This is a genomic window from Gluconobacter sp. P5H9_a (assembly GCF_018812085.1).
GTDB lineage: Bacteria > Pseudomonadota > Alphaproteobacteria > Acetobacterales > Acetobacteraceae > Gluconobacter.
On record NZ_JACRVW010000001.1, the window covers coordinates 40,247 to 60,509 of the forward strand.

A 20,263-nucleotide genomic window follows, 5' to 3' on the forward strand; every position below is an offset into this window, starting at 1 on the left:
CTCAACTAGCCTTGAAACGCGTCCAAACGTTCGCCAATCCGTAAAAAACTCCTGCTCCCAACCCAATCCAGAATGGAATGGGAATATCCGTTATCCAGGATAGCATCAGACCGCCCCAGGACAGGACAAGAGCGAGCAATACCGAAACCAGTAGTCCCATCGCCGGGCATAGCCCTAGCCTCAATGCCGTAGCCGCCGGGCCAATCATGAGACTGAAGGCCAGCAATGCGCCGGAAACTTCGGCACATGCTGAACAGGCCAAAGCTGCTACAGCCATAAATCCAAGGGACGTCAGGCGCACAGGAACACCACGTGCACGCGCCACTTCTGGCGTCAGGCTCGAAAACAGAAGCGGCCGCCCAAGAAAAACCAGGCCCAACAGACAAAGAGCCGTCACTCCAGCCAGAATGAACAGCGTCGGAGTGTCAATTCCGAGCACATCCCCAAATAGCAGTGTCGTCGCCATGCTGGAGGCTCCATTAGCCTCATGCAGGAACCAGGTGCCCAGGCCAAGGCTGGCAGCAAGCACAAGGCCAATCGTACTGTCTCTCTGAGGGGGAATTTTACCGCGTCCCTCACCTTCGCTTCCTATGGCAAGGCCTGCCAGAAGGCTGAAAGCAATCATTCCGAAGAGAGGCGAAACGCCAAGCCAGACTGCCCCTGCGGCTCCACTGAAGCCAATATGGGCCAGTGCATGGGCTGCAAAAGCCTGTCGCCGCAGGCTCAGAAACCATCCCACAGTTCCTGCGAGAACAGAGACGAGCGTGCATCCCAGAAATGCATGCCGCATGAATTCAAATTCGAACATGCAACTCGCCATTTTCCAAAGCCAGAACGCGCGTTACTTTTCCTTCCAGCGCGGCAGTTTCATGAGATGTCATAAGGATTGAAACGCCAAGCGTCTGGATGAGTGATACCAGCAAGGAAACAATCTGCTGCTGCGCGTTATGGTCCAGAGCCGCAAGGGGTTCGTCCAGAAGGAGCAGACCCGGTTGACCAGCAAGTGCCTGTGCCAGACAGACACGCTGTCGCTCTCCCCCTGACAGATGTCCCAGAGGCCGTTTTGAGAAAGAGAGTGCTCCAGTCAGGGCAAGAAGCCTCTCGGCCTCCCTTTTTCTTTGACCAAAACGAACAGGCACACCCCAGCGCGCACCATCCATGGCAGCCATCACATGACTGATCGCCGGGATCATGAGAGCCGCATCGCTCAAGCCCTGCGGCATGTATCCAATGCGTTCACAGGCCATTCCGGGTGGGAGGCCATCAATCAGGATCTGTCCTTTTTCGGGCCTTACAAGATCCAGACAGGCCCGCAGAACAGTCGATTTTCCTGCACCATTTCGCCCTGACAGAAGCGTAATGCCTTCAAGAGGCACGGTCAGGGAAACCTGATTTAAAACACGTGTCTGGCCTGCACAGAGGGTAACATTCTCAAGAACAAGGTTATCGGGACTGGCCATCAAGTGCCTGCTGAACGGACTGAAGGATCGACGAGACCCAGTCTTGCCATTGCTGGCTGACAGGGAGCGTCTCTCCTATCATAACCAGCGGCAGACCGCTGCCCCTGGCCCGCTCTACCATACGGTCAATCTGTGGAGACCTGACGGCAGGATTGACGATCAGAAATCTGATCTGTCTGCTGTCGATTGCAGTTTCCAGTTGGGCCACATCCCGCGGAGACGGTTCGCTATGATGCATGACTGACAGGGCAAACCCGGGGTCAATGATCCTGAGTCCCATCGTCTGGATCAGATCAACTCCCACCGGTTCCATGACACCGATGATAGTCCCGTCGTATTTCTGCCTGATGACTGCTGTCTGGCCAGACAGAGCATCAACCTGAGTCAGAAAGCTCGTTAGGCGACCACGAATATCCGTCTGATCCAGGCCCCGCGCTATAAACGCGTCCGCCACGGCTGAGGCCACTTTACGCACGGCGCTCAGATCGAGGAACAGATGCGGATTATCCCCCGGGTGCCATCCCGCTTCTTCGGCGGCAATAATCCGTGTTGCTGATGAAGGAGAAAAATGGACTGCCCAGTCATCGTAGGTCGCGCCATTCAGAACGATGACGCTGGCATGAGCCATGTTCCGCGCCATGGATGGCGTTGGCGTCAATTCATGGGGATCGATGCCCGGAGTTGAAATTAACGACTGTGTCTGGACGGCTGGCCCACCAATCTGCGCTGCAATATTACACCAGGCTGCCTCAACGCAGACCACAGGCAGCGGAGCAGCATACGCAAAAGGCGCAGTCAGAAGCGAACCAGCCAGAAACAGGGTTCGGACACAGCGCATGAGTTTCCCCGGGCGGATGGAAAGGAAAAACGTTATAAGATAACATTCTTCATTTGGCTATCCTCGGGACGGCGGCCTTACGTAAAGTTCGGTTGCTGCGGCAAGCACCTTACGCTGATACGCCATATTCAACGGCACGGTCCGCGAATGGTAATCTCCAATGGCACGCATGAGATTCCCATGTTCATTATCCAGAGCGGTGCGAAGGATCATCGCAGCAGCAGCAACATTGAAACAAGGCTCAAGGGCCAGTCGCGTTGCAATCTGGGCAGGGCTCTGGTGCAGCATGGATGAAATAGGAAGGATCCAACGCGAATTGATCTGCATGAGACCAATATCCACTGATCCATCCTTATTCTGGCTAACCTTGCCCATTACTCCACCCTCAACCCGCTGAATTGCGGGAAGAACACGGGGAGGAATGCGATAATGCAAAGCCGAAGCAAGCATACAGGCTAGGAAACCAGCGGCCATGAAACCCTGTCATCTTTATTAAAGAAGCTCATAGTCTAGCATCCCCTGACCCTACCTGCCATCCTGACACAACAAGCCGAGAGAATAAGAGCAACAGGAATGAATACACAGGACACTTCCGCAACCCTGACCTTGGATGCTCTGTCCATTCCCTATCAGCGTCGCATTTATGACTACGATCCATCCGCTGGGAAACTTGGTATCGCCGCCGCCAAAGCCTTGGGTCTTTCCCCGGATCATGTTCTCAAAACCCTGATGGTGCAGATTGACGGGCGCCCTGCCTGTGTTGTCCTGCCTGCTGATCGCGAGTTGGATTTCACACGGGTCGCAGCAGCATTTGGGGGAAGAAAAGCCAAAATGCTCTCTCGCCCGGAGGCAGAACAGCGGACAGGGTACAAGATTGGCGGTGTAAGCCCATTCGGCCAGCGCAGTATTGTACCAACAGCGTTTGATCAGAGTGCAATGGATGGCCCCCCTGTTGTCATCAATGGCGGAGACCGCGGCCTTCTTCTGGAACTTGGACCGGAAGATGCTCTCATAGCGACGAACGGTCTGGTCGCAGACCTCGTTCGCCCACTGCCCTGAATTTGATACAGGCGTGACCTTTCATACTGAAAGGGCAAGGTCTGCGCAGGCGATACGCGCTTCGTGTGTAAAAACACAAAAATCGTAGAGCAGAAATTTCAGATTTTTTGGGAGAAACTGGTGGAGCCAATCGGGATCGAACCGACGACCTCCTGAATGCCATTCAGGCGCTCTCCCAACTGAGCTATGGCCCCACGTGTTTCATCTACAGCCCCTTTGGGGTGGAGCCGGATGAGCGCGGTATATAAGGATGTTTTCATCGTGACAAGCCATAAAAACACTTTTTCAGGCTAGAATCACGTTCTCCTGACGCAGCTTCTCAAAAAGCGAAAGCCGTGGAAGTCCAAGGATAGCATCCTGATCGCCCGAAATTTTGGAAAAGAGCTGAATACCCAAGCTTTCCAGCCGATAAGCCCCTACGCAGGACAGTATCCTGTCTCCCTCCTCTCTTAGATAGAACTCCAGAAATTCATCGGAAAAGGGGCGCATCGTCATTTGAGGAGTAGCGAGTGTCTCCCAGATTTTCTGTGAACCCCGATACAGAACGACAGCCGTCTGAAGAGTATGCATGCGGTTTCGAAGGCATTGAAGATGCGTCTTCGCCTCATTGAGATCCTGCGGCTTCGCAAAGGCTGTTCCGTCCAGATCGAGGATCTGGTCAGCCGCGATAATCAGACTGGTGTCCGGCGATACATCGGCCGCAAGCCTCGCTTTGGCATCCGCGAGAGCCAGAGCCGTGTCTCCCAGAGATTTTCCTTCACTTTCACACTGCTGGCGCAAGGCCTCTTCATCCAGATCTACTGGTCGAACCTGAATGATCAGACCACTCTCTTCCAGAAGTACTCGCCGGGCACTCGAGCCACTTGCGAGGATTATGGAATTATTGAGCAAGGTCATAAGATGCGACTCCAAACTATCGACGGCCAGCACAAGTGCCAGTACTGCGTATGACCCGGTGAAAAGATTGTGTCAGTACTGGGGTACATGGGGACAGTACTTGAAGTTTGCGGGAAGGTACCGAGTACCGTGGATTGTTGGGTACGCCCCCGAATTTTGGGGGTTGTACACAGGGGGTCTGTGAGCAAATCGGGATAGAATCCTACACCCCCTTGTCCACTGCGGGTTTTGCAGTTGTACACAGTGTGAGTAAGACGGGGTACATTTTTAGAGAGCCGGGTACCCCGGTATCCACAGGGATCATCCTATCCTCCAGGATTTCTTTCTTATTTCTTTCATGGTTAGTGAGCGGCATGAATTCGGAAAACGCACCCCTCTCCCCGTCCTCGAAACCGCTTTTAAGAGCTCTCAAGGGTGAAGCTGTCTGGCCCCCGCCGGTCTGGCTCATGCGGCAGGCAGGGCGTTACCTTCCCGAATTTCGTGCCATGCGTGACAAGGCCGACTTCCTGACGCGCTGCATGACTCCGGACATGGCTGAAGAACTCACCCTGCAGCCGATCCGCAGGTATGGAATGGACGGAGCAATTCTGTTCTCGGACATTCTCATTCTGCCCTGGGCAATGGGTCAGTCCCTTGAATTCATTGATGGTCGAGGCCCGGTTCTTGGCGCCATCCGTTCTCAGGCAGATCTGGAAAAACTTGATCCAAAGCGTGTACAGGAGGCCACGGCGCCTGTGCGGGAGACACTGTCGCGACTGAGTAAATCGCTCCCAGATGTCACGACATTGCTCGGCTTTGCTGGTAGCCCCTTTACGGTCGCCTGTTACATGGTTGAGGGCGGCGGATCGCGGGATTTCGCCAATACCCGCAGAATGATGCAAACTGATCCAGCGCTGTTTGACCGTCTGATTGAAACTCTGACGATCAGCACGGCAGAGATGCTTTGCGGCCAGATTGAAGCCGGGGCCGAAGCTGTCATGCTCTTCGATTCCTGGGCTGGAATTCTTCCTCCCAATGCGTTCCGTCGGTATGTGATCGAACCCACCCGGCAGATCGTGCGTCATATCCGGGAGAAGCATCCGGGAACGCCGATTATCGGTTTTCCGCGCCTCGGAGGGATCATGATACGCGAATACGCAGAAAAGACCGGGATCAATACGCTGGCGCTCGATACAGTGGCTGATCCGGCGCAGATTGCGGAGCTGGTACCAAACGTGACGCTGCAAGGAAACATGGACCCGATGGTCCTGTTTTCTGGCGGTGAGGCCATGGTGCGTGAGGCTCAGGGGATCCGGGACGCGCTTCGCGGACGTTCGCATGTTTTCAACCTGGGACACGGCGTTATGCAGCACACGCCGCCTGAAAACGTCGGTGCTCTCGTGGAAGCGGTGCGCGCGATATGACCACGGCTCTGGATACAGCAGGCCAGCTGAAACTGGTCATCTTCGACTGTGACGGTGTACTCGTGGACAGTGAGCGTGCGTCCTGTCGGGCCACAGCAGAATTCGCTCGGTCGCTTGGTCTCAAGATTTCAGACGATGAGGCTCATGACAGGTTTTCAGGTAAGGCACTCTCTCAGGTCGTGAAAGAATTAGAGCATGAAACGGGACATGCTCTTCCTGAAAATACGGCACTCAAAATGAGAGAAAATCTCGTACACCTGATGAAGAAAATGGCGGAACCTGTAGAGGGAGCGCCGGAAATGCTACAGGGAATACGTGGTTTACAACTGCCGTTTCGTGTTGGTTCGAACTCGTCTGTCGTAGAGATGGACGCCAAGTTTGAACGGACGCAGATGACCACGTTTTTCCCGGAAAACCGGGTCCATTCAGCCAATGACATGGATGAACCGAAGCCATCTCCTGAGGTTTATCTGTACGCTGCAAAAGCAGAAGGTGTTCTGCCAGAAAACTGTGTTGTGATTGAGGATAGTGACACGGGTGCTGAAGCCGCCCAGCGTGCTGGTATGAGTTGTGTGCTTCTTCGTTCGGAAGACCTTCCTCTTCCGACATTTTGGCCAACGCCAGGCTTTGTCAGGATCGGTCACCTCTCTGAACTGGTACCGCTGCTTCGCAAGACACTTCAAAGCCAGAAAGAGAACTGATGGACTTTGTTGTTGATCACCTGAGCTGGTTCCTGTCCCTCCATATCATGGCCTTCACAGCCTGGATGGCGGGGACATTCTATCTGCCACGCCTTTACGTGTACCATACCCAGACAACGCCTGGTACTGCGGAGAGCGAACGTTTCAAAATCATGGAGCGCAAGCTTCTCCGTCAGATCATGACGCCTGCGATGATTGTTACCGTGCTCGTGGGGGGCATGATGTCGTCGGTGCCGGGTCTGGTGGACTGGAACAGCGGCTGGTGGTGGACAAAAGTGATCTGCGTTCTCGGCCTCATGGGGTTTCATGGGGCATGCAGCAAATGGCGTCGTCTGTTCGCAGAAGACCGTAATCCGCATTCCGAGAAATATTACCGGATCGCAAATGAGGTACCGACCATTCTCATGGTGATCATTGTCATCATGATCATGGTTCGGCCCTGAGACACGTCGCCTGTACAGATACGGCCTTAGAGAAGGCCGTATTTGACGCCAGTCATTTCTTCAGAAATTGCCCAGAGGCGTTTTGCAAGCGTATGGTCTGACGCAGCCTCTGGCAGCCCGGCGTCACCCGGGAGACCGGTTCTTTCTCCCTTGCCCAGAGGCCCATAATAACCTCCGTCCTGCGCTTCAGGAGACGCCAGAGCATAGAGAAGCGGCCAAGCCCCCTCCTCCACTGTCTGTCCCATCATATGAAACACAGGGCCGGCGAAGCTTCGGGCAATTTTACGACCCCAGCGACCAATCGGTGTACCATTCCGATCAAGCGAGCCGTTATTGGAGACAATATCGCTTGCTGCCCAGCCGGGATGAGCAGCCCGTGAATGAATGGGCCAAGGAGCTTTCTTGGCCCGACGGTCTAGTTCCAGAGCAAAGAGCAGATTTGAAAGTTTACTCTGCCGGTAACGTGCCATCGGATTGTAGCGGTGCCGGGCATTCAGATCACCAAACGGAATTTCACCCTTCAGGGCAGCAAGAGACGCGACAGTCATGATTGTCGCATTGCCCGCGGCTAATAGAGGGAGCAGCCGTCCGGTCAGAGCAAAGTGACCAAGGTGGTTGGTACCAAACTGAAGTTCAAACCCGTCTTTCGTGGTGAGCCGGGATGCAGGGCCCATGATGCCAGCATTATTGGCAAGAAGCTGAATGGGGCGTCCCTGCTCGCGCAAAGCGGTGGCAAAAGCTGCAATAGATGCCAGTGAGGCAAGATCCAGCACTTCAAAGCGGCCCTGCACACTTGGAACACGTTCATACAGGCGGTTAAGAGCCGCCCTGCCCTTCTCCAGGTTACGCCCACTTAGAATGATGGAAGCGCCACGTGCAGCCAGTCCACAGGCAATTTCGAAMCCCAGACCGCCTGTAGAGCCCGTAATGAGCGCAGTCTGGCCATCCAGACGGTTCAGATTATCAAGAGACCAGCTGGTCTGGGAAAGACGGGTCATTAGTGTTGTCCTTTTTCGTGGGCTCCGGCGGCTGAACGCTTTTCATCTTCTTCAGCCTGTTTGATGGCTTCTTCAGTCAGTCGTTTCTCGTTCTTTTTGAGAAAGAGAAACGCTCCTCCCAGACAGCAGGCTCCTACGACGGCCAGAGCAATTCCAACCGGCCCGGTGATCTTTTCGATCTGCTTACCGAGTTCATAAGTGATGAAGGCATAGCCCCCAGCCCAGAAGAGACCGCCCAGCGCGTTGAAAAAAAGAAACGAATGCCAGGGCATTCGGTTTGCTCCAGCCAGAAGAGCAACGAACACACGCAGAACAGCGACAAAGCGTCCGAGGAAGACAACAATCCCGCCGTGTTTGCGAAAAAGATAGCGGCCGAGCATCAGGCGCTCATCAGTCAAGCCGACTTTCTTGCCGTGTTTCTTCAGGATGCTGTAGCCAAAATGGTGGCCGAGCAGATACCCGAAATTATCGCCCATGATGGCGCCTGTCACAGCGGCAAGGGCAATCCATCGAATCTCTAGATGGTGCGTACTGCCTGCATAGAGGGACGCAGCGATGATGATGCTTTCCGCTGGCAGTGGCAGGCCCATGCTTTCCAGCATGACTGTCACGCCGATAACGCCGTAGCCATATTCCTGGAGCAGGTGATCGAGAAATTGCGTGAGATGAAACAGTGTCGTGATCCTGTGCGAATATGGCGGAAGGCAAAACCGCCAGCTACGATATTAGGACATCAGACACGGGATGAAAAATGACTGAGCTTTGCCCCCCTCACGTAGCCGGAAACTGGCCCTCCTGGGTTGGCCCTGAACTCGTGGCTGGCCGCACTCTTTCTTTCTCTGAACTCAGAACGGTTGAAGACTGGGTATTCTGGCAGGAGACCCGACCAGAAGAGCAAGGCCGCACGGTGATCGTCGGACGACGTCACGATGGAACACTCGTAGACCTGATACCGCCAGAGAGAACTGTCGGAACCCGTGTTCACGAATATGGTGGAGGAGCGTGGGATGTCCGCCTGAAAAACGGATATCCAGAAGTTGTTTTCAGTGATCGAAAGGTTGGCGGTCTGTGGTTCAGTAACAGAGAGGGCATGTTTCAGGCGTTATCTGGCGATCGTGCACCGGAAATGCGTTATGCTGATCTGACATGGGATACAGCCGGAGACGGTGTTTTCTGTGTTCGTGAAACGCATGACGAAGGTCTGCCAACAGCGGCGCTTGTCCATGTATCACAGTCGGGCCAGGAAACGGTTCTGGTAGACGGGGCTGATTTCTATGCAGCCCCTCGCCCCTCGTTGGATGGTGCCTCTCTGGCTTGGTTCTCCTGGCAGAATCCGGAAATGCCATGGACAGTCACCCGACTGTCTGTGGCACCTATTGATCGACCTGGCCTCAAGCTTGGACGAGCCATAGATCTGAGTGGTCAGACACCCTGCAGCATCATTGAACCGCGTTGGGGAGCAGATGGTTACCTCTATGCGACATCAGATGCTCAGGGCTGCTGGACGCCTGTTAAATTCGTGCATGATCAAACGGGATGGAAAGAGCAGTTTTTCCCAGAGGCTGGAGCTGAGATTGGTCTGCCGCATTGGGTCTTCGGACAAAGAACACTCACACCACTGCCTGACGGTCAGCTTCTCGCATTAGGAATTCGGGAAGGCCTCACTGGCGTTCTGCTCTTTGCAGATGGACATTGGAAAACTGTTCAGATGGGAGCGCCCGTCAACGTTCCAGAACGTCTGTCGAATGGACAGTTTGCCTGGATTGATGCCCCCGAAAACGCTCCACCTGCTTTGGCTATTGGTGACATGGATGGGAATTTCGAGCGTTTTCGCTCAAGTGTTGTGCTGCCTAATACGATTACGTGTGACGACATTGCCAAGCCTTCTCTGTTCTCTTTTCCAACAGCCGATGGATCGAAGGCATACGCGCTCTTCTATGAACCAGCGAGCAGCACGTCGCATCTAAAAGAAGGCGAAAAACCGCCTTTGGTTGTTATGGCTCATGGCGGTCCAACAGGGCGTGCCAATTCAGGCTTTGCTTTCAAAGTGCAATGGTGGACCTCCCGCGGTTTCGCTGTTCTTGATGTCAATTACCGCGGTTCAACAGGGTTTGGTCGCAAATATCGGGAAGCCCTAAACGAACAATGGGGTGTTGCAGATGTTGAGGATTGCCTGGCTGGTGTTCAGTCCCTGATTGAGCAAGGGCTGGTTGATCCAGCACGCTGCGTTATTCGCGGAAGCAGTGCGGGAGGCCTGACGGTTCTGTCAGCACTGGCACAGTCTGATCTTTTTGTGGCAGGCGCCTCTCTTTATGGCGTTACGGATCTAAGGGCCTTGGCAGCAGAGACGCATAAATTCGAAGCACGCTATCTGGACGGTCTGATTGGCCCTTATCCCGAAAAGGAAGCTGTGTATCTGGAACGTTCTCCTCTTACACATGCAGAGAAAATTTCCGTTCCTGTCCTGTTCCTGCATGGTGGTGCTGACAAGGTGGTGCCTCTCGCACAGGCTGAAGCCATGAGAACAAAACTGGCACAGTCTGATCTCCATGTTTACCCGGACGAAGGTCACGGTTTTAGATCCCGTGAGGTTGTCGAAGATGCTCTTGAGAGAGAGCTGAGATTTTACCGAACTGTTTTTGCCGCATCTGCTGATTTGGCCTTATGAATAAAGAAATCAAAATAGAAGACTTTATAAAAATTCGATTTTATTCCGGAATGGTTGGATTGAACGTTCTGAATAAGAAATATTAAATTGGAAAGAATGAAATTCCTTGGTCGCGGGCAGCGCAAACATGCATGCCCTGCCCTTGCGTTTGATCCCGGCACAGGAGAGAGTCAACTTAACCGGTTGCGCATTTAACTTTTGGATGCGCAACCTGACATCCAAGAAATCATCTCATCGGACCTTCTATGAAACATCGCAAACTTGGACGCACTGGTCTTCAGGTCAGTGAAATCTGCTTGGGCACAATGACTTTCGGTCAGCAGAATACGGAAGCCGAAGGGCATGCGCAGCTCGATATGGCGCTCGATCAGGGGATCAATTTTATTGATACTGCTGAACTTTATTCAATTCCCCCGCGTGCTGAGACCTATGGCGCGACTGAGACCATTGTCGGAAGTTGGCTAAAAGCTCGAGGCGGCCGAGACAAACTTGTCATTGCGAGCAAAGTTGTTGGACGCAGTTCTTCACCGTGGTTTCGGCCCGGCGGTGAGGAAGCCCGTTTGACGCCAAAGCAGATTCACTATGCCGTTGAAGGCTCTTTACGACGTCTGCAGACGGACTATCTTGATATTTATCAGCTTCACTGGCCCGACCGTAAAATCGGATTGTTTGGTGAAGGCGGCACGACGTTTCGGGACGTGCCGGCAGCCAATGAAGTTCCGATTGCTGAAACTCTTGGCGCATTGGGTGATCTGGTCGCACAAGGTAAAATTCGTCATGTCGGTGTTTCAAACGAAACAGCTTGGGGAGTCTCACAATTCCTTGCGGCTTCGCAGAATGGTGGTCTTCCGCGGCTGGCATCCATTCAGAACGCCTACAATCTCATTAACCGGACGTTCGAAATTGGTCTGGCAGAGATGTGCCTGCGGGAAGATGTCGGGCTTCTGGCCTACTCTCCGCTGGCTCAGGGATATCTGACGGGGAAATACCTGAACGGAGCACGCCCTGCTGGCGCGCGCACCACGCTCTTTAATCGTGGTCAGCGTTACGAGAAGCCCGGTGTGGATGCTGCCATTGAGGCCTATCACGCATTGGCCCGTGAGGAAGGACTGGATCCGGTTCAGTTGGCTGTGGCTTTTGTGACGTCGCGTCCGTTCGTGACATCCAATATCATTGGGGCCACCAGCACGGATCAGCTTCAAACAATTCTGGACTCAACCCGTCTACAGATCACGCCTGAACTGGAAGCCAAGATCAACGCCATTCACCAGGTGCATTCAAACCCCGCTCCCTGAATTTCAACGATGCGGGCATGAGATCATGCCTGCATCTGTCAGGGAGCTGTGTGCGGCCCGAGCCGTCCAATGACGCGGAAAGCCGTCAGAACTGCAAACGTGCCAAAAATAACGACACCAAGAGACTGCCCAACGAGAATACCAATAGGGCCATAAGCTGAGCCGAACCACACAAACGGGATGGTTCCCAGTGTGGCGCGTCCCCAGTTGAAGCCGGTTGAATAGAAAGGGTGCCCAAGGTTGTTGAACGCCGTATTGGCGACAAAAAGCAGCCCGACGAACATATAGCTCAGGACCAGCCAGCAACAGAACAGGCGTACGATTTCCGCCCCAATACCCTGAACGTTGAAAAGCTGGAGAATGACATTGTGCCCGGCAGCAAGAACAAACCAGGTGGTTCCAACACAGAGCGCTGTCAGCTTCAGTGCGGCCATCAGGGCTTCACGCACCCGATCAAATTGTTGGGCACCAAGGTTCTGCGCCATGATGGGTCCGACAGAACCTGTCAAAGCAAAAACCAATGAAAACGCAACAGGCACAATGCGGTCGATAGTTGCCTGTCCCGAAACAGCGTCCAGCCCAAACTGTGCCATGGCGTGAGTTACGAACAGTGCGCCTGTTGGTGTGGCGAGATTGGTTGCAATCGCCGGGACAGCAATGCCGCCAATTTTTCGCATTGCAGGCTCAAAGGCTTCTTTCTTTGGCCATTCCAGCATGGCGTGCCCCCGAAGGTTCAGGAAGCCGCTCGCTGTAATGGCACATCGCGCCAGAATGGTGCTGATGGCTGCACCTTCCAGACCGAGATGCAGCACAAAGATCATCAAGGGGTCCAGCAGAGCTGAAACAAGCGCACCTGTCAGGGTAATGCGCATGGACCGTTTGGCATCACCAACTGCGCGCAACAGAGCTGACAGAGCCATTCCCAGGCACACTAATGGAAGAGCTGGCGACACTATGTGCAGGAAGGTCGCCGCGTTTTCCAAAGCTGCTCCCTGAGCGCCAAGCAGCCTGAGAAGTGGCGTGGCAAATACCGCCGTGAGCGTGCCCAGAACGGCCGCTATGCCAACCATGACAGCAATGAAAGCAGATGCGAGACTTCGGGCCTCCGCATGCTGGCGCGCGCCGATCAGACGACCAATGCAGGCGCCAAGTCCAATGGTCATGCCAATGGATACTGAAATCTGAAGAAAGCTTAGAGACGTCGCAAAAGCGATGGCGGCCGTCAGGGCAGAATCATGCAGGTGGGAGATGTAGAAGTAGTTCAGAAGATCGACAGCAAAAACTGCCATGAGGCCAATGGCCCCGGTTCCAGCCATGGTGATGACATGACGCATGATGCTGCCATGCACGAATCTCGCCGGCTTTATGGGAGAATCGTCAGGAATTCTGGGCTTGGATGGGTCATCTGATAGTACTGGCATGTCGGCATATACTGCCTCGTCCCGTGACAAAGAACCAGTGCCTGAAGTGCTTTGTTGGGAAGGTTTTCTGTCTGCCAGAAAGGAAAGGGAGCGTGGGAAGAAGAAGGAGGTTTTCCGCGAGTGTAAGGGTTTCGTTAACGCATGGTGTGGAACTGTCAGGTCAGATAACACCCGGGCGTGAGGCCCGAAGCCCAGTTTCTGCCGGAGTCCGCCATGTCGATCATCAATTCTCTCAACACGGCTGTCAGTGGCCTCAATTCCCAGTCTCACGCTTTCAGCGATCTCTCCAACAACATCGCGAACAGTCAGACGACAGGATACAAAGCTGCAACAACAAGCTTTGCCGATTATGTGACGAGTAACGACCTGGCAAGTGACGGGGAATCATTGAGCGACAGTGTGGCCGCCACGACCAGGCAACATACTGACAATCAGGGTATGGTCGTGTCTTCCACCAATACGCTGGCGCTTGCTATTTCGGGGAATGGGTTTTTCAACGTTGTTCAGCCCACGGGTAGCACGACATCCAGCACAGCGCCGACCTTCAGCAGCCAGCAGTTTTACACGCGAAATGGTGACTTCTCACAAAATAACCAAGGATATCTGGTCAACACTTCGGGTTATTATCTGGAAGGGTATCAGGTGGGTTCAGAAGGTGCTTTGAGTAGCACCCTGTCACCTATAAAAATTGCTGACTCCGTCGCATTTCAGCCAACTAAGAGCACAACTCTTTCTCTGTCTGCTGCGATTGGCAGCACCTCTGGGGCAGAAGGTATCAATACATCTACGGCAACAGCCTATGACAGTAAGGGAAATGCTCAGGAGGTGAGCCTGAACTGGAAACAGTCTTCCACGGATCCCTTGGTCTGGACTGTCAGTAATTCAGCAGATTCGAGCAATTCAGCCACAGTGAAATTTAACAGTGATGGTTCTCTGGCATCTGTAAACGGAGCGTCCCAGTCCACGGGTTCAGCGGCTACTTTTTCATATACGGGGCTGCCGCAGGATATGACTGTCAGCCTGGGAACTATCGGAAGCACGTCAGGTGTTAGTCTGGCAACAGACAGCAGTAATTATAGCACCAATCCCACAATGACGACGGACAGCGTCACAAGCGGTACCTTCACGGGTCTGTCTATGCAAAGCGACGGGTCTGTGATGGCGACATTTGATAATGGGCTTTCCCAGCTTCTTGCAAAAATACCGCTCTCGACGTTCGCAGATCCTAATGGACTCTCTGCCCAGAACGGGCAGGCTTATACAGCAACGGCGTCATCTGGTGCACCGACAGTCAATGCAGTGAATACGAATGGGGCAGGGACGCTCAGCACGAGTTCCACTGAAAGCTCGACGACAGACCTGACCAGCGATCTTACCAAACTTATCGTCGCGCAGCAGGCTTATGGAGCGAATACAAAAATCGTGACCACTGCAAATCAGCTTTTGCAGACCACTTTGGCGATGATTCAGTAAGGCCGGGTGAAGGGAACTCTCTATCATGGGGCTGACTGATTCACTTTCAATCGCCGTCTCTGGCTTGCAGGCCGTCCAGTATGGAATGTCTACGGCCTCCCAGAATGTCGCCAATGCGTCTACTGCAGGTTATATCAAAGAAGTCGCAAACGTTCAGTCTGTCGTAAATGACGGGACGGGTGGCGGCGTACGACGCGCAACAACCAGTCTGGCTACAAACGCACATATCCAGACTGCTTTATATTCCCAGAATTCAGATGTTTCCCAATATACGACAACAAGCAACGCGCTCTCTGTCGTCACGGCTCTACAAGGTTCAACCTCTGCAGATTCTGGTAGCAGCGGGACACTTTCTGACCAGTTGGGAAAACTTCAGTCAGCTCTTATTTCTTTGACCAGCTCCGCGTCCAGTTCGACCACCCAAAGCACAGTTATTTCTGCGGCCAATAGTTTTACCCAGTCGTTGAACACTCTTGCAGACACTGTGCAGGAGCAACGTCAGAACGCACAGGATAGTGTTGTCTCGTCAGTTTCGGATATCAATACCAACCTGACGACTATTGGCTCTTTGTCTACCAAGATCATGGCTCTTAAAGGGCAAGGGCTCGATACTGCGGATATTGAAAATCAGCGCTTTACGGCCTTGTCATCGCTCTCCAGTGAATTGGGTGTGAATTGGAAGGTTTCCTCCAATGGAGACATGTCCATTACCACGGAAGACGGTGTCACGCTCCCTACACACAATACGTCTTCGGGTTCAGCAGATGCCATTTCGAGCACGTGGCCTTTGACGACAGCCTCAGCGCAAATTTCAACCAGTATGAGCTACCCGGGTAACTCCGACGCTAATGCGATTCCAGCAATTACGCTGAACGGAAAAGATATTACTGGTCATCTGACGGGTGGAAGCCTCGGAGCTGATATAACTCTGCGAGATACCACGCTCCCAACGATGCAGGCCCAATTTGACTCTCTAGCCTATACCGTAGCCAGCCGCTTCGATGCGCAGGGCATGTCTTTATTTACAACATCAAGTGGCAATATTCCCGATGCGTCCCAGACGTCCATTGTGCCGCAGGGAAGCGCTGGTTTTGCTCAGAATATTCAGGTTTCCCAGTCCTATCAGGACGATCCATCGCTTCTTGTATCTGGTGAGACCGCAAGTAGCAGTGTTGTCCAGAACATTCTGTCTTATGCATTTGGAACCACTCAATCAGATGGTACAGGACAGGTAGCAGCACCTACTGAAAACCTGGGGGTGACAGGAAAATTGTCCACGGGATATAGTGGAAACCAAAGTCTTGTAGCTCTTGCAACGTCTCTGACAGCCAACCAGGCCGCTACAGCCAATACTGCAAATAGCCGTCTTTCTCTTGCTCAAACAACACAGACCAATCTGGCTTCAAGTCTAGCGGGAGCATCAACTGTTTCTGTGGATACTGAAATGGCAAATATCGTCACATTACAGAACGCCTATTCAGCCAATGCAAAAGTTATTTCGTCCGTACAGGCCATGTTCACCGCTCTTTTAAATGCTGTTGGAAGCTGATTATGACTGGAATTACGGCATCGTTTGGTTATGGCGGATTATCGAATCAACAGACGCTAAATTTGGCTTCGTTATCCCAGATAAAAGACAACCTTCAGGGACAAGCTTCTACGGGCGTGAAATCCAGCAACTACGCAGAGCTTGGAGACACACGTGCGCAGGCGCTGGCGCTTCAGCCTGCAATCACTCAGGTGTCGGCCTGGACCGCCAACGTGACCATGGCGCAAAACAGATTGACGGTCACGCAGAGTGCAGTCAGCCAAATTTCGACAATCGCAGATAATTTGAATGAGACACTTTCAACCCTTGTTGAGAATGTTTCCTCAACGTCCATAAGCTCAGCGTCCGAGCAGGCTAAATCAGATTTATTATCCTTGGGCAACCTGCTGAACACGCAGGAAGGCGGAAGTTATGTTTTTGCAGGGTTGCAGTCTTCTACTGCCCCCGTAAGCACCATTCTAAGTAACTCTAATCTCTCGTCTTCTATACAGGAAGCTGTACAAAGCATGGGAAATGGTAGTGCCTCAGATGTTCTGTCTGAGACGCTTTCTCTGGCGGGACAAACTAGCCAAAATCAACCGTTTTCCGCAGCGCTTTCGACTAATCCGGTCACAGCATCCCAGCAAAACCTGAAAATTACTGTTGGGAATAATCAAACGGTTTCCGCAGGTATCGTTGCGACACAAGGAAGTACTTCTTCAAAAACATCAACAGGCTCACCAATCCGAGATCTCATGCGAAACCTGATGGTTGTTGCATCTCTGAGTTCTGATGACGCAGGAACCACAGATTACACACAGCTGGTTCAAGGATTACAGACGACGAACACCGATGTCATCGAAGGGCTATCCGATATCAGTGGGGGCCTTGGAATACAGCAGAACAGCTTGACCAGTCAGAGTACGATGCTGGCACAGATGAAAGCCGCTCTGACAACCCAGCTTGGAACCGCAAAAGATGCAGATCTGGCGCAGGTTTCCGTCCAACTGAATGATACCAGCAATCAGCTCCAGGCATCATATTCTATTATCGCAAATATGAAGGGTATGACGCTCGCAAGTTATCTCTGAACTCTGTTGAAAAATTGACCCTGACGTCACATATCTTCGTTACTTTCCTAAGAGGAGATTGATGACGATGAGTGCAACGCAAGGCCAGCCCGAACAGCATGAATTCAGTGCAGAGGTGGGGCGCCTGCTCGATCTTGTCGTGCACGCGCTTTATTCGGATCGAGAGATTTTTCTGCGTGAACTTGTTGCGAATGCAGCAGATGCGACGGATAAACGTCGTTTTGAAGGGCTGACGAATTCTGCTCTCGCTCTTCCAGCAAATGCGTCAATTCGTATTGCCCCGGAAAAAGACAAGAAAGAGTTGGTCATTTCCGACGACGGTGTGGGAATGACGCATGATGAACTGGCTCAAAATCTAGGTACGATCGCCCGTTCAGGCACACGCGCTTTCGGTGAAAAACTGAATGCTGCCAAAGCTGAAGATCGCCCAAGTCTGATTGGTCAGTTTGGTGTTGGGTTCTACGCGGCGTTCATGGTTGCCGACAGGGTGGATGTGACGTCCCGCAAGGCTGGGGCAGACGAGGCTTGGACTTGGTCTTCAGACGGGAAGGGCGCTTTTACCCTGACGCCTTCCACCCGCTCTACGCCTGGCACTGACATTGTTCTGCATATGAAAAGTGATGCGGAAGAGTTTTTGGATAGCTGGCGTCTTCGGTCGATTATCCGCAAATGGGCCGACCATATTTCCTGGCCGATCACCTTGCGTGAGGTTAGTGAAGACGGAACAGTCGAAGAAAAAGCTGCCAACGAAGGAACAGCCTTGTGGCGCAAGCCGAAGGCTGAAATTACGCCTGAGCAATATACGGAATTCTACAGGCACATCGCGCGTGCCTTTGATGAGCCTTATGCAACCATGCACTGGCATGCAGAAGGGACGACAGAGTTCACAGCCCTTCTGTTTCTCCCCAGCGCTCGACCATTTGATTTCATGGAACAGTCTAGGGAAAGCAAGATTCACCTGCATGTTCGCCGCATGTTCATCACGGACGACGCAGATCTGCTTCCCAACTGGATGCGCTTTGTCCAGGGCGTAGTCGATACGGAAGACCTTCCGCTCAATGTCTCTCGTGAAATGCTGCAGGCAACCCCAGTTCTTGCTCGTATCCGCAAGGCTGTCACGAAACGGGTTCTGACGGAGATTAAAACCCGGGCCAAAGATGCAGATGCTGAATTTAACGCATTTTGGGAAAACTTTGGAGCTGTTCTGAAAGAAGGTTTGTGGGAAGATAGCGAACACCGTCAGGAAATTGCTGGTTTCGCACGGTTCCATACCACTCATGACGACAATCTAACGACGCTTGATGATTATATCTCGCGCATGAAGGATGGACAGGACGTTATTTACTTCCTGACGGGCGATAACCTTGAGGCTTTGAAGGCATCCGCACAGTTGGAGGGCTTCCGTGCCCGTGGACTGGAGGTTCTTCTCCTCGCGGATCCAGTGGATGCATTCTGGCCAGAGCGACTGCATTCATACAACGACAAAATTTTGCGGTCAGTCGTGTATTCTCATGGAGATCTTGAGAAGTTCCCTACGGACAGTGAGGAAACAGTCGAGGCAGCCAATGTAGACACTCTGGTTCCTGCGTTGAAGGAGGCTTTGGGTGATGCAGTGAAAGATGTTCGTAGTACGGTTCGTCTTACGGATAGCGCGGTCGTCATGACTTCTGAAGGCGGACCAGATCTGGCCATGCAGAGGTTAATGCGCCGGTCAGGCCAGGCTCTTCCAGAAACACTACCCATTTTGGAAATTAATCCTCGTCACCCGCTGATCAAAGCTTTGGCTCAGCGGGTCGAGAATAAAGAAAACATTCAGGATCTTGCACGCGTGCTGTTGGATTTGGCTCGTGTTCAGGAAGGTGAGCCTTTGCCAGACCCGACCGGTTTTGCTCGCCTGCTTGCAAAGCTGCTTGCTGGTACTTCTGCCGCTTGATTGAGTCTTGGTCGGCAGTCTGGACAGAAAAAAAGGCGGAAGATTATTCTTCCGCCTTTTTTAGGTAATTGGGTGACGAGTAATACTTTATCCTGTCAGTTTCTTCTGACGAAATTCCCTAGGCGAAAGTCCAAATTTTTGACGGAAGCGCCTTGAGAAATGAGCTGCATTTCTGAAGCCATGTTTGGCAGCAATCTCGGCGATGGTCATGGAAACGTAAGTGGAAGACTGAAGGTCTTTGTAAATCCTCTCCAATCTCTGGCTCAAGATCCACCCCGAAACAGCATCAGGTTCCCCATCAAAGAGTTGGTAAAGTGCTCGGGAAGAAATACCATAAGCATCTGCAATACTTTTTGGCGTCAGATCGGGTTCTTGCAAACGGCTTTCGATATAGGATCGAATGTGTTTCTGGCGATGTCTGCGTCGGCCTGCAACGCTGAGTTCTAGATCTAAAGAATCCAGAAGGGTTGTGATCAGAAGATCTGTCAGATGTTTGAACAGACGCGTTTGAGTCTGAGAAGGAGAGGCTTCTAAGGCGCCTTCAAGAATTAATTCACAACACGTGAAGAGAAAACGACCAGGTCCCGAGTGGACCTCAAAATGAACAACAGGCAGGCCGGACAACACGGGCAGGTGATTAAGCAGGACGCTTTGTGTCACAGATATAAGAATGCTGTCCGTAATCAAATTTTCATGCTCAGGACGGAACACCTCAGAACTATAAGATCTTCTGAGGTGTTCGCGATCTATATACAGGTTTCCACCGTTTTCTCGCGAGATTACGAAGAGAGCTTGTCCATTTTTGAAGTATGGAAAAAGGCTCTCGGGCATTTCTTGGAGGGAGCATTGTTGTCTTTGGACAACCGGTTGCAAGCCAGAGGATGGAATGGCAAGCGTCGCAAGAGGAATGATGCGAGCGGGCAGCTCTGGGGAATGCCCTTTTTGGGTCATGGCAGAAACTCTAAGGAGCCTCCAGAGGAACACAGGAGTAGTCTGCTATAACGAAATTACTCATGTAGTGGAATGAAAATATGGAATTTCGTTTCATGTCGGCA

Annotated in this window: 19 protein-coding genes and 1 tRNA gene; 10 read left to right on the top strand and 10 right to left on the bottom strand. The window is 52.6% G+C overall.

Features of this window, described 5'->3' with window-relative positions; genetic code table 11:
• Position 1 precedes the first annotated feature (1 nt).
• Genes KP708_RS00190 through KP708_RS00205 form a run of 4 tightly spaced genes read right to left on the bottom strand, consistent with a single transcriptional unit; the run spans position 2 to position 2,772 of the window.
• Positions 2–808, bottom strand: a complete 807-nt coding sequence (locus tag KP708_RS00190) for a metal ABC transporter permease (RefSeq protein ID WP_215749600.1) — start codon at positions 806–808, stop codon at positions 2–4.
• The gene (locus tag KP708_RS00195) at positions 795–1,460 is read right to left on the bottom strand and encodes a metal ABC transporter ATP-binding protein (RefSeq protein ID WP_215749601.1); all 666 of its coding nucleotides are present in this window, start codon (positions 1,458–1,460) and stop codon (positions 795–797) included. The genes KP708_RS00190 and KP708_RS00195 overlap by 14 nt, the downstream gene beginning before the upstream one ends.
• A complete protein-coding gene (locus KP708_RS00200) occupies positions 1,444–2,298 on the bottom strand; it encodes a metal ABC transporter solute-binding protein, Zn/Mn family (RefSeq protein WP_215749603.1) in 855 nt (284 codons plus the stop codon). The genes KP708_RS00195 and KP708_RS00200 overlap by 17 nt, the downstream gene beginning before the upstream one ends.
• Positions 2,299–2,355: 57 nt before the next feature.
• Complete coding sequence (locus KP708_RS00205) at positions 2,356–2,772, bottom strand: lytic transglycosylase domain-containing protein (protein ID WP_086633305.1); 417 nt, start codon at positions 2,770–2,772, stop codon at positions 2,356–2,358.
• Between the two features lie 99 nt (positions 2,773–2,871).
• On the opposite strand from KP708_RS00205, the gene KP708_RS00210 reads away from it, so the two are divergent.
• The gene (locus KP708_RS00210; RefSeq protein WP_211508055.1) at positions 2,872–3,357 is read left to right on the top strand and encodes an aminoacyl-tRNA deacylase; all 486 of its coding nucleotides are present in this window, start codon (positions 2,872–2,874) and stop codon (positions 3,355–3,357) included.
• 118 nt (positions 3,358–3,475) lie between these two features.
• Here KP708_RS00210 and KP708_RS00215 read toward each other — a convergent pair.
• Together KP708_RS00215 and KP708_RS00220 are read right to left on the bottom strand one after the other, a co-directional pair.
• Positions 3,476–3,551, bottom strand: a tRNA-Ala gene (locus KP708_RS00215).
• Positions 3,552–3,642: 91 nt separating this feature from the next.
• Positions 3,643–4,254, bottom strand: coding sequence for a Maf family protein (locus KP708_RS00220; RefSeq protein WP_215749605.1), 612 nt, complete (start codon positions 4,252–4,254; stop codon positions 3,643–3,645).
• A gap of 353 nt (positions 4,255–4,607) precedes the next feature.
• Here KP708_RS00220 and hemE point away from each other — a divergent pair, with 353 nt between their 5' ends.
• From hemE to hemJ, 3 genes are read left to right on the top strand one after another with little or no spacing between them, the layout of a single operon-like run.
• Entirely contained in the window at positions 4,608–5,657 is a 1,050-nt protein-coding gene (gene hemE / locus KP708_RS00225; protein ID WP_215749607.1) for a uroporphyrinogen decarboxylase, read from the top strand.
• Positions 5,654–6,358, top strand: coding sequence for an HAD family phosphatase (locus KP708_RS00230; protein ID WP_215749609.1), 705 nt, complete (start codon positions 5,654–5,656; stop codon positions 6,356–6,358). The genes hemE and KP708_RS00230 overlap by 4 nt, the downstream gene beginning before the upstream one ends.
• Entirely contained in the window at positions 6,358–6,801 is a 444-nt protein-coding gene (gene hemJ, locus KP708_RS00235; RefSeq protein WP_369826506.1) for a protoporphyrinogen oxidase HemJ, read from the top strand. Before KP708_RS00230 ends, hemJ begins: the two co-directional genes overlap by 1 nt.
• A gap of 26 nt (positions 6,802–6,827) precedes the next feature.
• On the opposite strand, the gene KP708_RS00240 is transcribed toward hemJ, so the two are convergent.
• Positions 6,828–7,799, bottom strand: a complete 972-nt coding sequence (locus tag KP708_RS00240) for an SDR family oxidoreductase (protein WP_202206884.1) — start codon at positions 7,797–7,799, stop codon at positions 6,828–6,830.
• A complete protein-coding gene (locus KP708_RS00245) occupies positions 7,799–8,401 on the bottom strand; it encodes a DedA family protein (RefSeq protein WP_202207248.1) in 603 nt (200 codons plus the stop codon). The genes KP708_RS00240 and KP708_RS00245 overlap by 1 nt, the downstream gene beginning before the upstream one ends.
• 149 nt (positions 8,402–8,550) lie before the next feature.
• On the opposite strand from KP708_RS00245, the gene KP708_RS00250 reads away from it, so the two are divergent.
• Positions 8,551–10,467 (top strand): S9 family peptidase, encoded by a 1,917-nt coding sequence (locus KP708_RS00250; RefSeq protein WP_215749611.1) that lies wholly within the window; start codon positions 8,551–8,553, stop codon positions 10,465–10,467.
• A gap of 245 nt (positions 10,468–10,712) precedes the next feature.
• Entirely contained in the window at positions 10,713–11,762 is a 1,050-nt protein-coding gene (locus KP708_RS00255; RefSeq protein WP_215749613.1) for an aldo/keto reductase, read from the top strand.
• 38 nt (positions 11,763–11,800) lie between these two features.
• On the opposite strand, the gene KP708_RS00260 is transcribed toward KP708_RS00255, so the two are convergent.
• The gene (locus tag KP708_RS00260) at positions 11,801–13,096 is read right to left on the bottom strand and encodes an MATE family efflux transporter (protein ID WP_202206887.1); all 1,296 of its coding nucleotides are present in this window, start codon (positions 13,094–13,096) and stop codon (positions 11,801–11,803) included.
• 300 nt (positions 13,097–13,396) lie between these two features.
• Between KP708_RS00260 and flgE the strand changes: the two genes are divergently transcribed.
• From flgE to htpG, 4 genes are all read left to right on the top strand, one after another.
• Positions 13,397–14,656, top strand: coding sequence for a flagellar hook protein FlgE (gene flgE / locus KP708_RS00265; RefSeq protein WP_215749616.1), 1,260 nt, complete (start codon positions 13,397–13,399; stop codon positions 14,654–14,656).
• Between the two features lie 25 nt (positions 14,657–14,681).
• Positions 14,682–16,205 (top strand): flagellar hook-associated protein FlgK, encoded by a 1,524-nt coding sequence (gene flgK, locus KP708_RS00270; RefSeq protein ID WP_215749617.1) that lies wholly within the window; start codon positions 14,682–14,684, stop codon positions 16,203–16,205.
• Between the two features lie 2 nt (positions 16,206–16,207).
• Positions 16,208–17,275 (top strand): flagellin, encoded by a 1,068-nt coding sequence (locus KP708_RS00275; protein ID WP_215749619.1) that lies wholly within the window; start codon positions 16,208–16,210, stop codon positions 17,273–17,275.
• A gap of 67 nt (positions 17,276–17,342) precedes the next feature.
• Complete coding sequence (htpG, locus tag KP708_RS00280) at positions 17,343–19,208, top strand: molecular chaperone HtpG (RefSeq protein WP_215749621.1); 1,866 nt, start codon at positions 17,343–17,345, stop codon at positions 19,206–19,208.
• Positions 19,209–19,295: 87 nt separating this feature from the next.
• Here htpG and KP708_RS00285 read toward each other — a convergent pair whose 3' ends face one another.
• The gene (locus tag KP708_RS00285; RefSeq protein ID WP_215749623.1) at positions 19,296–20,159 is read right to left on the bottom strand and encodes a helix-turn-helix domain-containing protein; all 864 of its coding nucleotides are present in this window, start codon (positions 20,157–20,159) and stop codon (positions 19,296–19,298) included.
• Between the last annotated feature and the right edge of the window lie 104 nt (positions 20,160–20,263).

Coding starts and splice junctions, on each gene's coding strand:
- KP708_RS00190 (WP_215749600.1), bottom strand. CDS start 808: ATGTTCGAATTTGAATTCATGCGGCATGCATTTCTGGGATGCACGCTC.
- KP708_RS00195 (WP_215749601.1), bottom strand. CDS start 1,460: ATGGCCAGTCCCGATAACCTTGTTCTTGAGAATGTTACCCTCTGTGCA.
- KP708_RS00200 (WP_215749603.1), bottom strand. CDS start 2,298: ATGCGCTGTGTCCGAACCCTGTTTCTGGCTGGTTCGCTTCTGACTGCG.
- KP708_RS00205 (WP_086633305.1), bottom strand. CDS start 2,772: ATGGCCGCTGGTTTCCTAGCCTGTATGCTTGCTTCGGCTTTGCATTAT.
- KP708_RS00210 (WP_211508055.1), top strand. CDS start 2,872: ATGAATACACAGGACACTTCCGCAACCCTGACCTTGGATGCTCTGTCC.
- KP708_RS00220 (WP_215749605.1), bottom strand. CDS start 4,254: ATGACCTTGCTCAATAATTCCATAATCCTCGCAAGTGGCTCGAGTGCC.
- hemE (WP_215749607.1), top strand. CDS start 4,608: ATGAATTCGGAAAACGCACCCCTCTCCCCGTCCTCGAAACCGCTTTTA.
- KP708_RS00230 (WP_215749609.1), top strand. CDS start 5,654: ATGACCACGGCTCTGGATACAGCAGGCCAGCTGAAACTGGTCATCTTC.
- hemJ (WP_369826506.1), top strand. CDS start 6,358: ATGGACTTTGTTGTTGATCACCTGAGCTGGTTCCTGTCCCTCCATATC.
- KP708_RS00245 (WP_202207248.1), bottom strand. CDS start 8,401: ATGCTGGAAAGCATGGGCCTGCCACTGCCAGCGGAAAGCATCATCATC.
- KP708_RS00250 (WP_215749611.1), top strand. CDS start 8,551: ATGACTGAGCTTTGCCCCCCTCACGTAGCCGGAAACTGGCCCTCCTGG.
- KP708_RS00255 (WP_215749613.1), top strand. CDS start 10,713: ATGAAACATCGCAAACTTGGACGCACTGGTCTTCAGGTCAGTGAAATC.
- KP708_RS00260 (WP_202206887.1), bottom strand. CDS start 13,096: ATGCGTCATGTCATCACCATGGCTGGAACCGGGGCCATTGGCCTCATG.
- flgE (WP_215749616.1), top strand. CDS start 13,397: ATGTCGATCATCAATTCTCTCAACACGGCTGTCAGTGGCCTCAATTCC.
- flgK (WP_215749617.1), top strand. CDS start 14,682: ATGGGGCTGACTGATTCACTTTCAATCGCCGTCTCTGGCTTGCAGGCC.
- KP708_RS00275 (WP_215749619.1), top strand. CDS start 16,208: ATGACTGGAATTACGGCATCGTTTGGTTATGGCGGATTATCGAATCAA.
- htpG (WP_215749621.1), top strand. CDS start 17,343: ATGAGTGCAACGCAAGGCCAGCCCGAACAGCATGAATTCAGTGCAGAG.
- KP708_RS00285 (WP_215749623.1), bottom strand. CDS start 20,159: ATGACCCAAAAAGGGCATTCCCCAGAGCTGCCCGCTCGCATCATTCCT.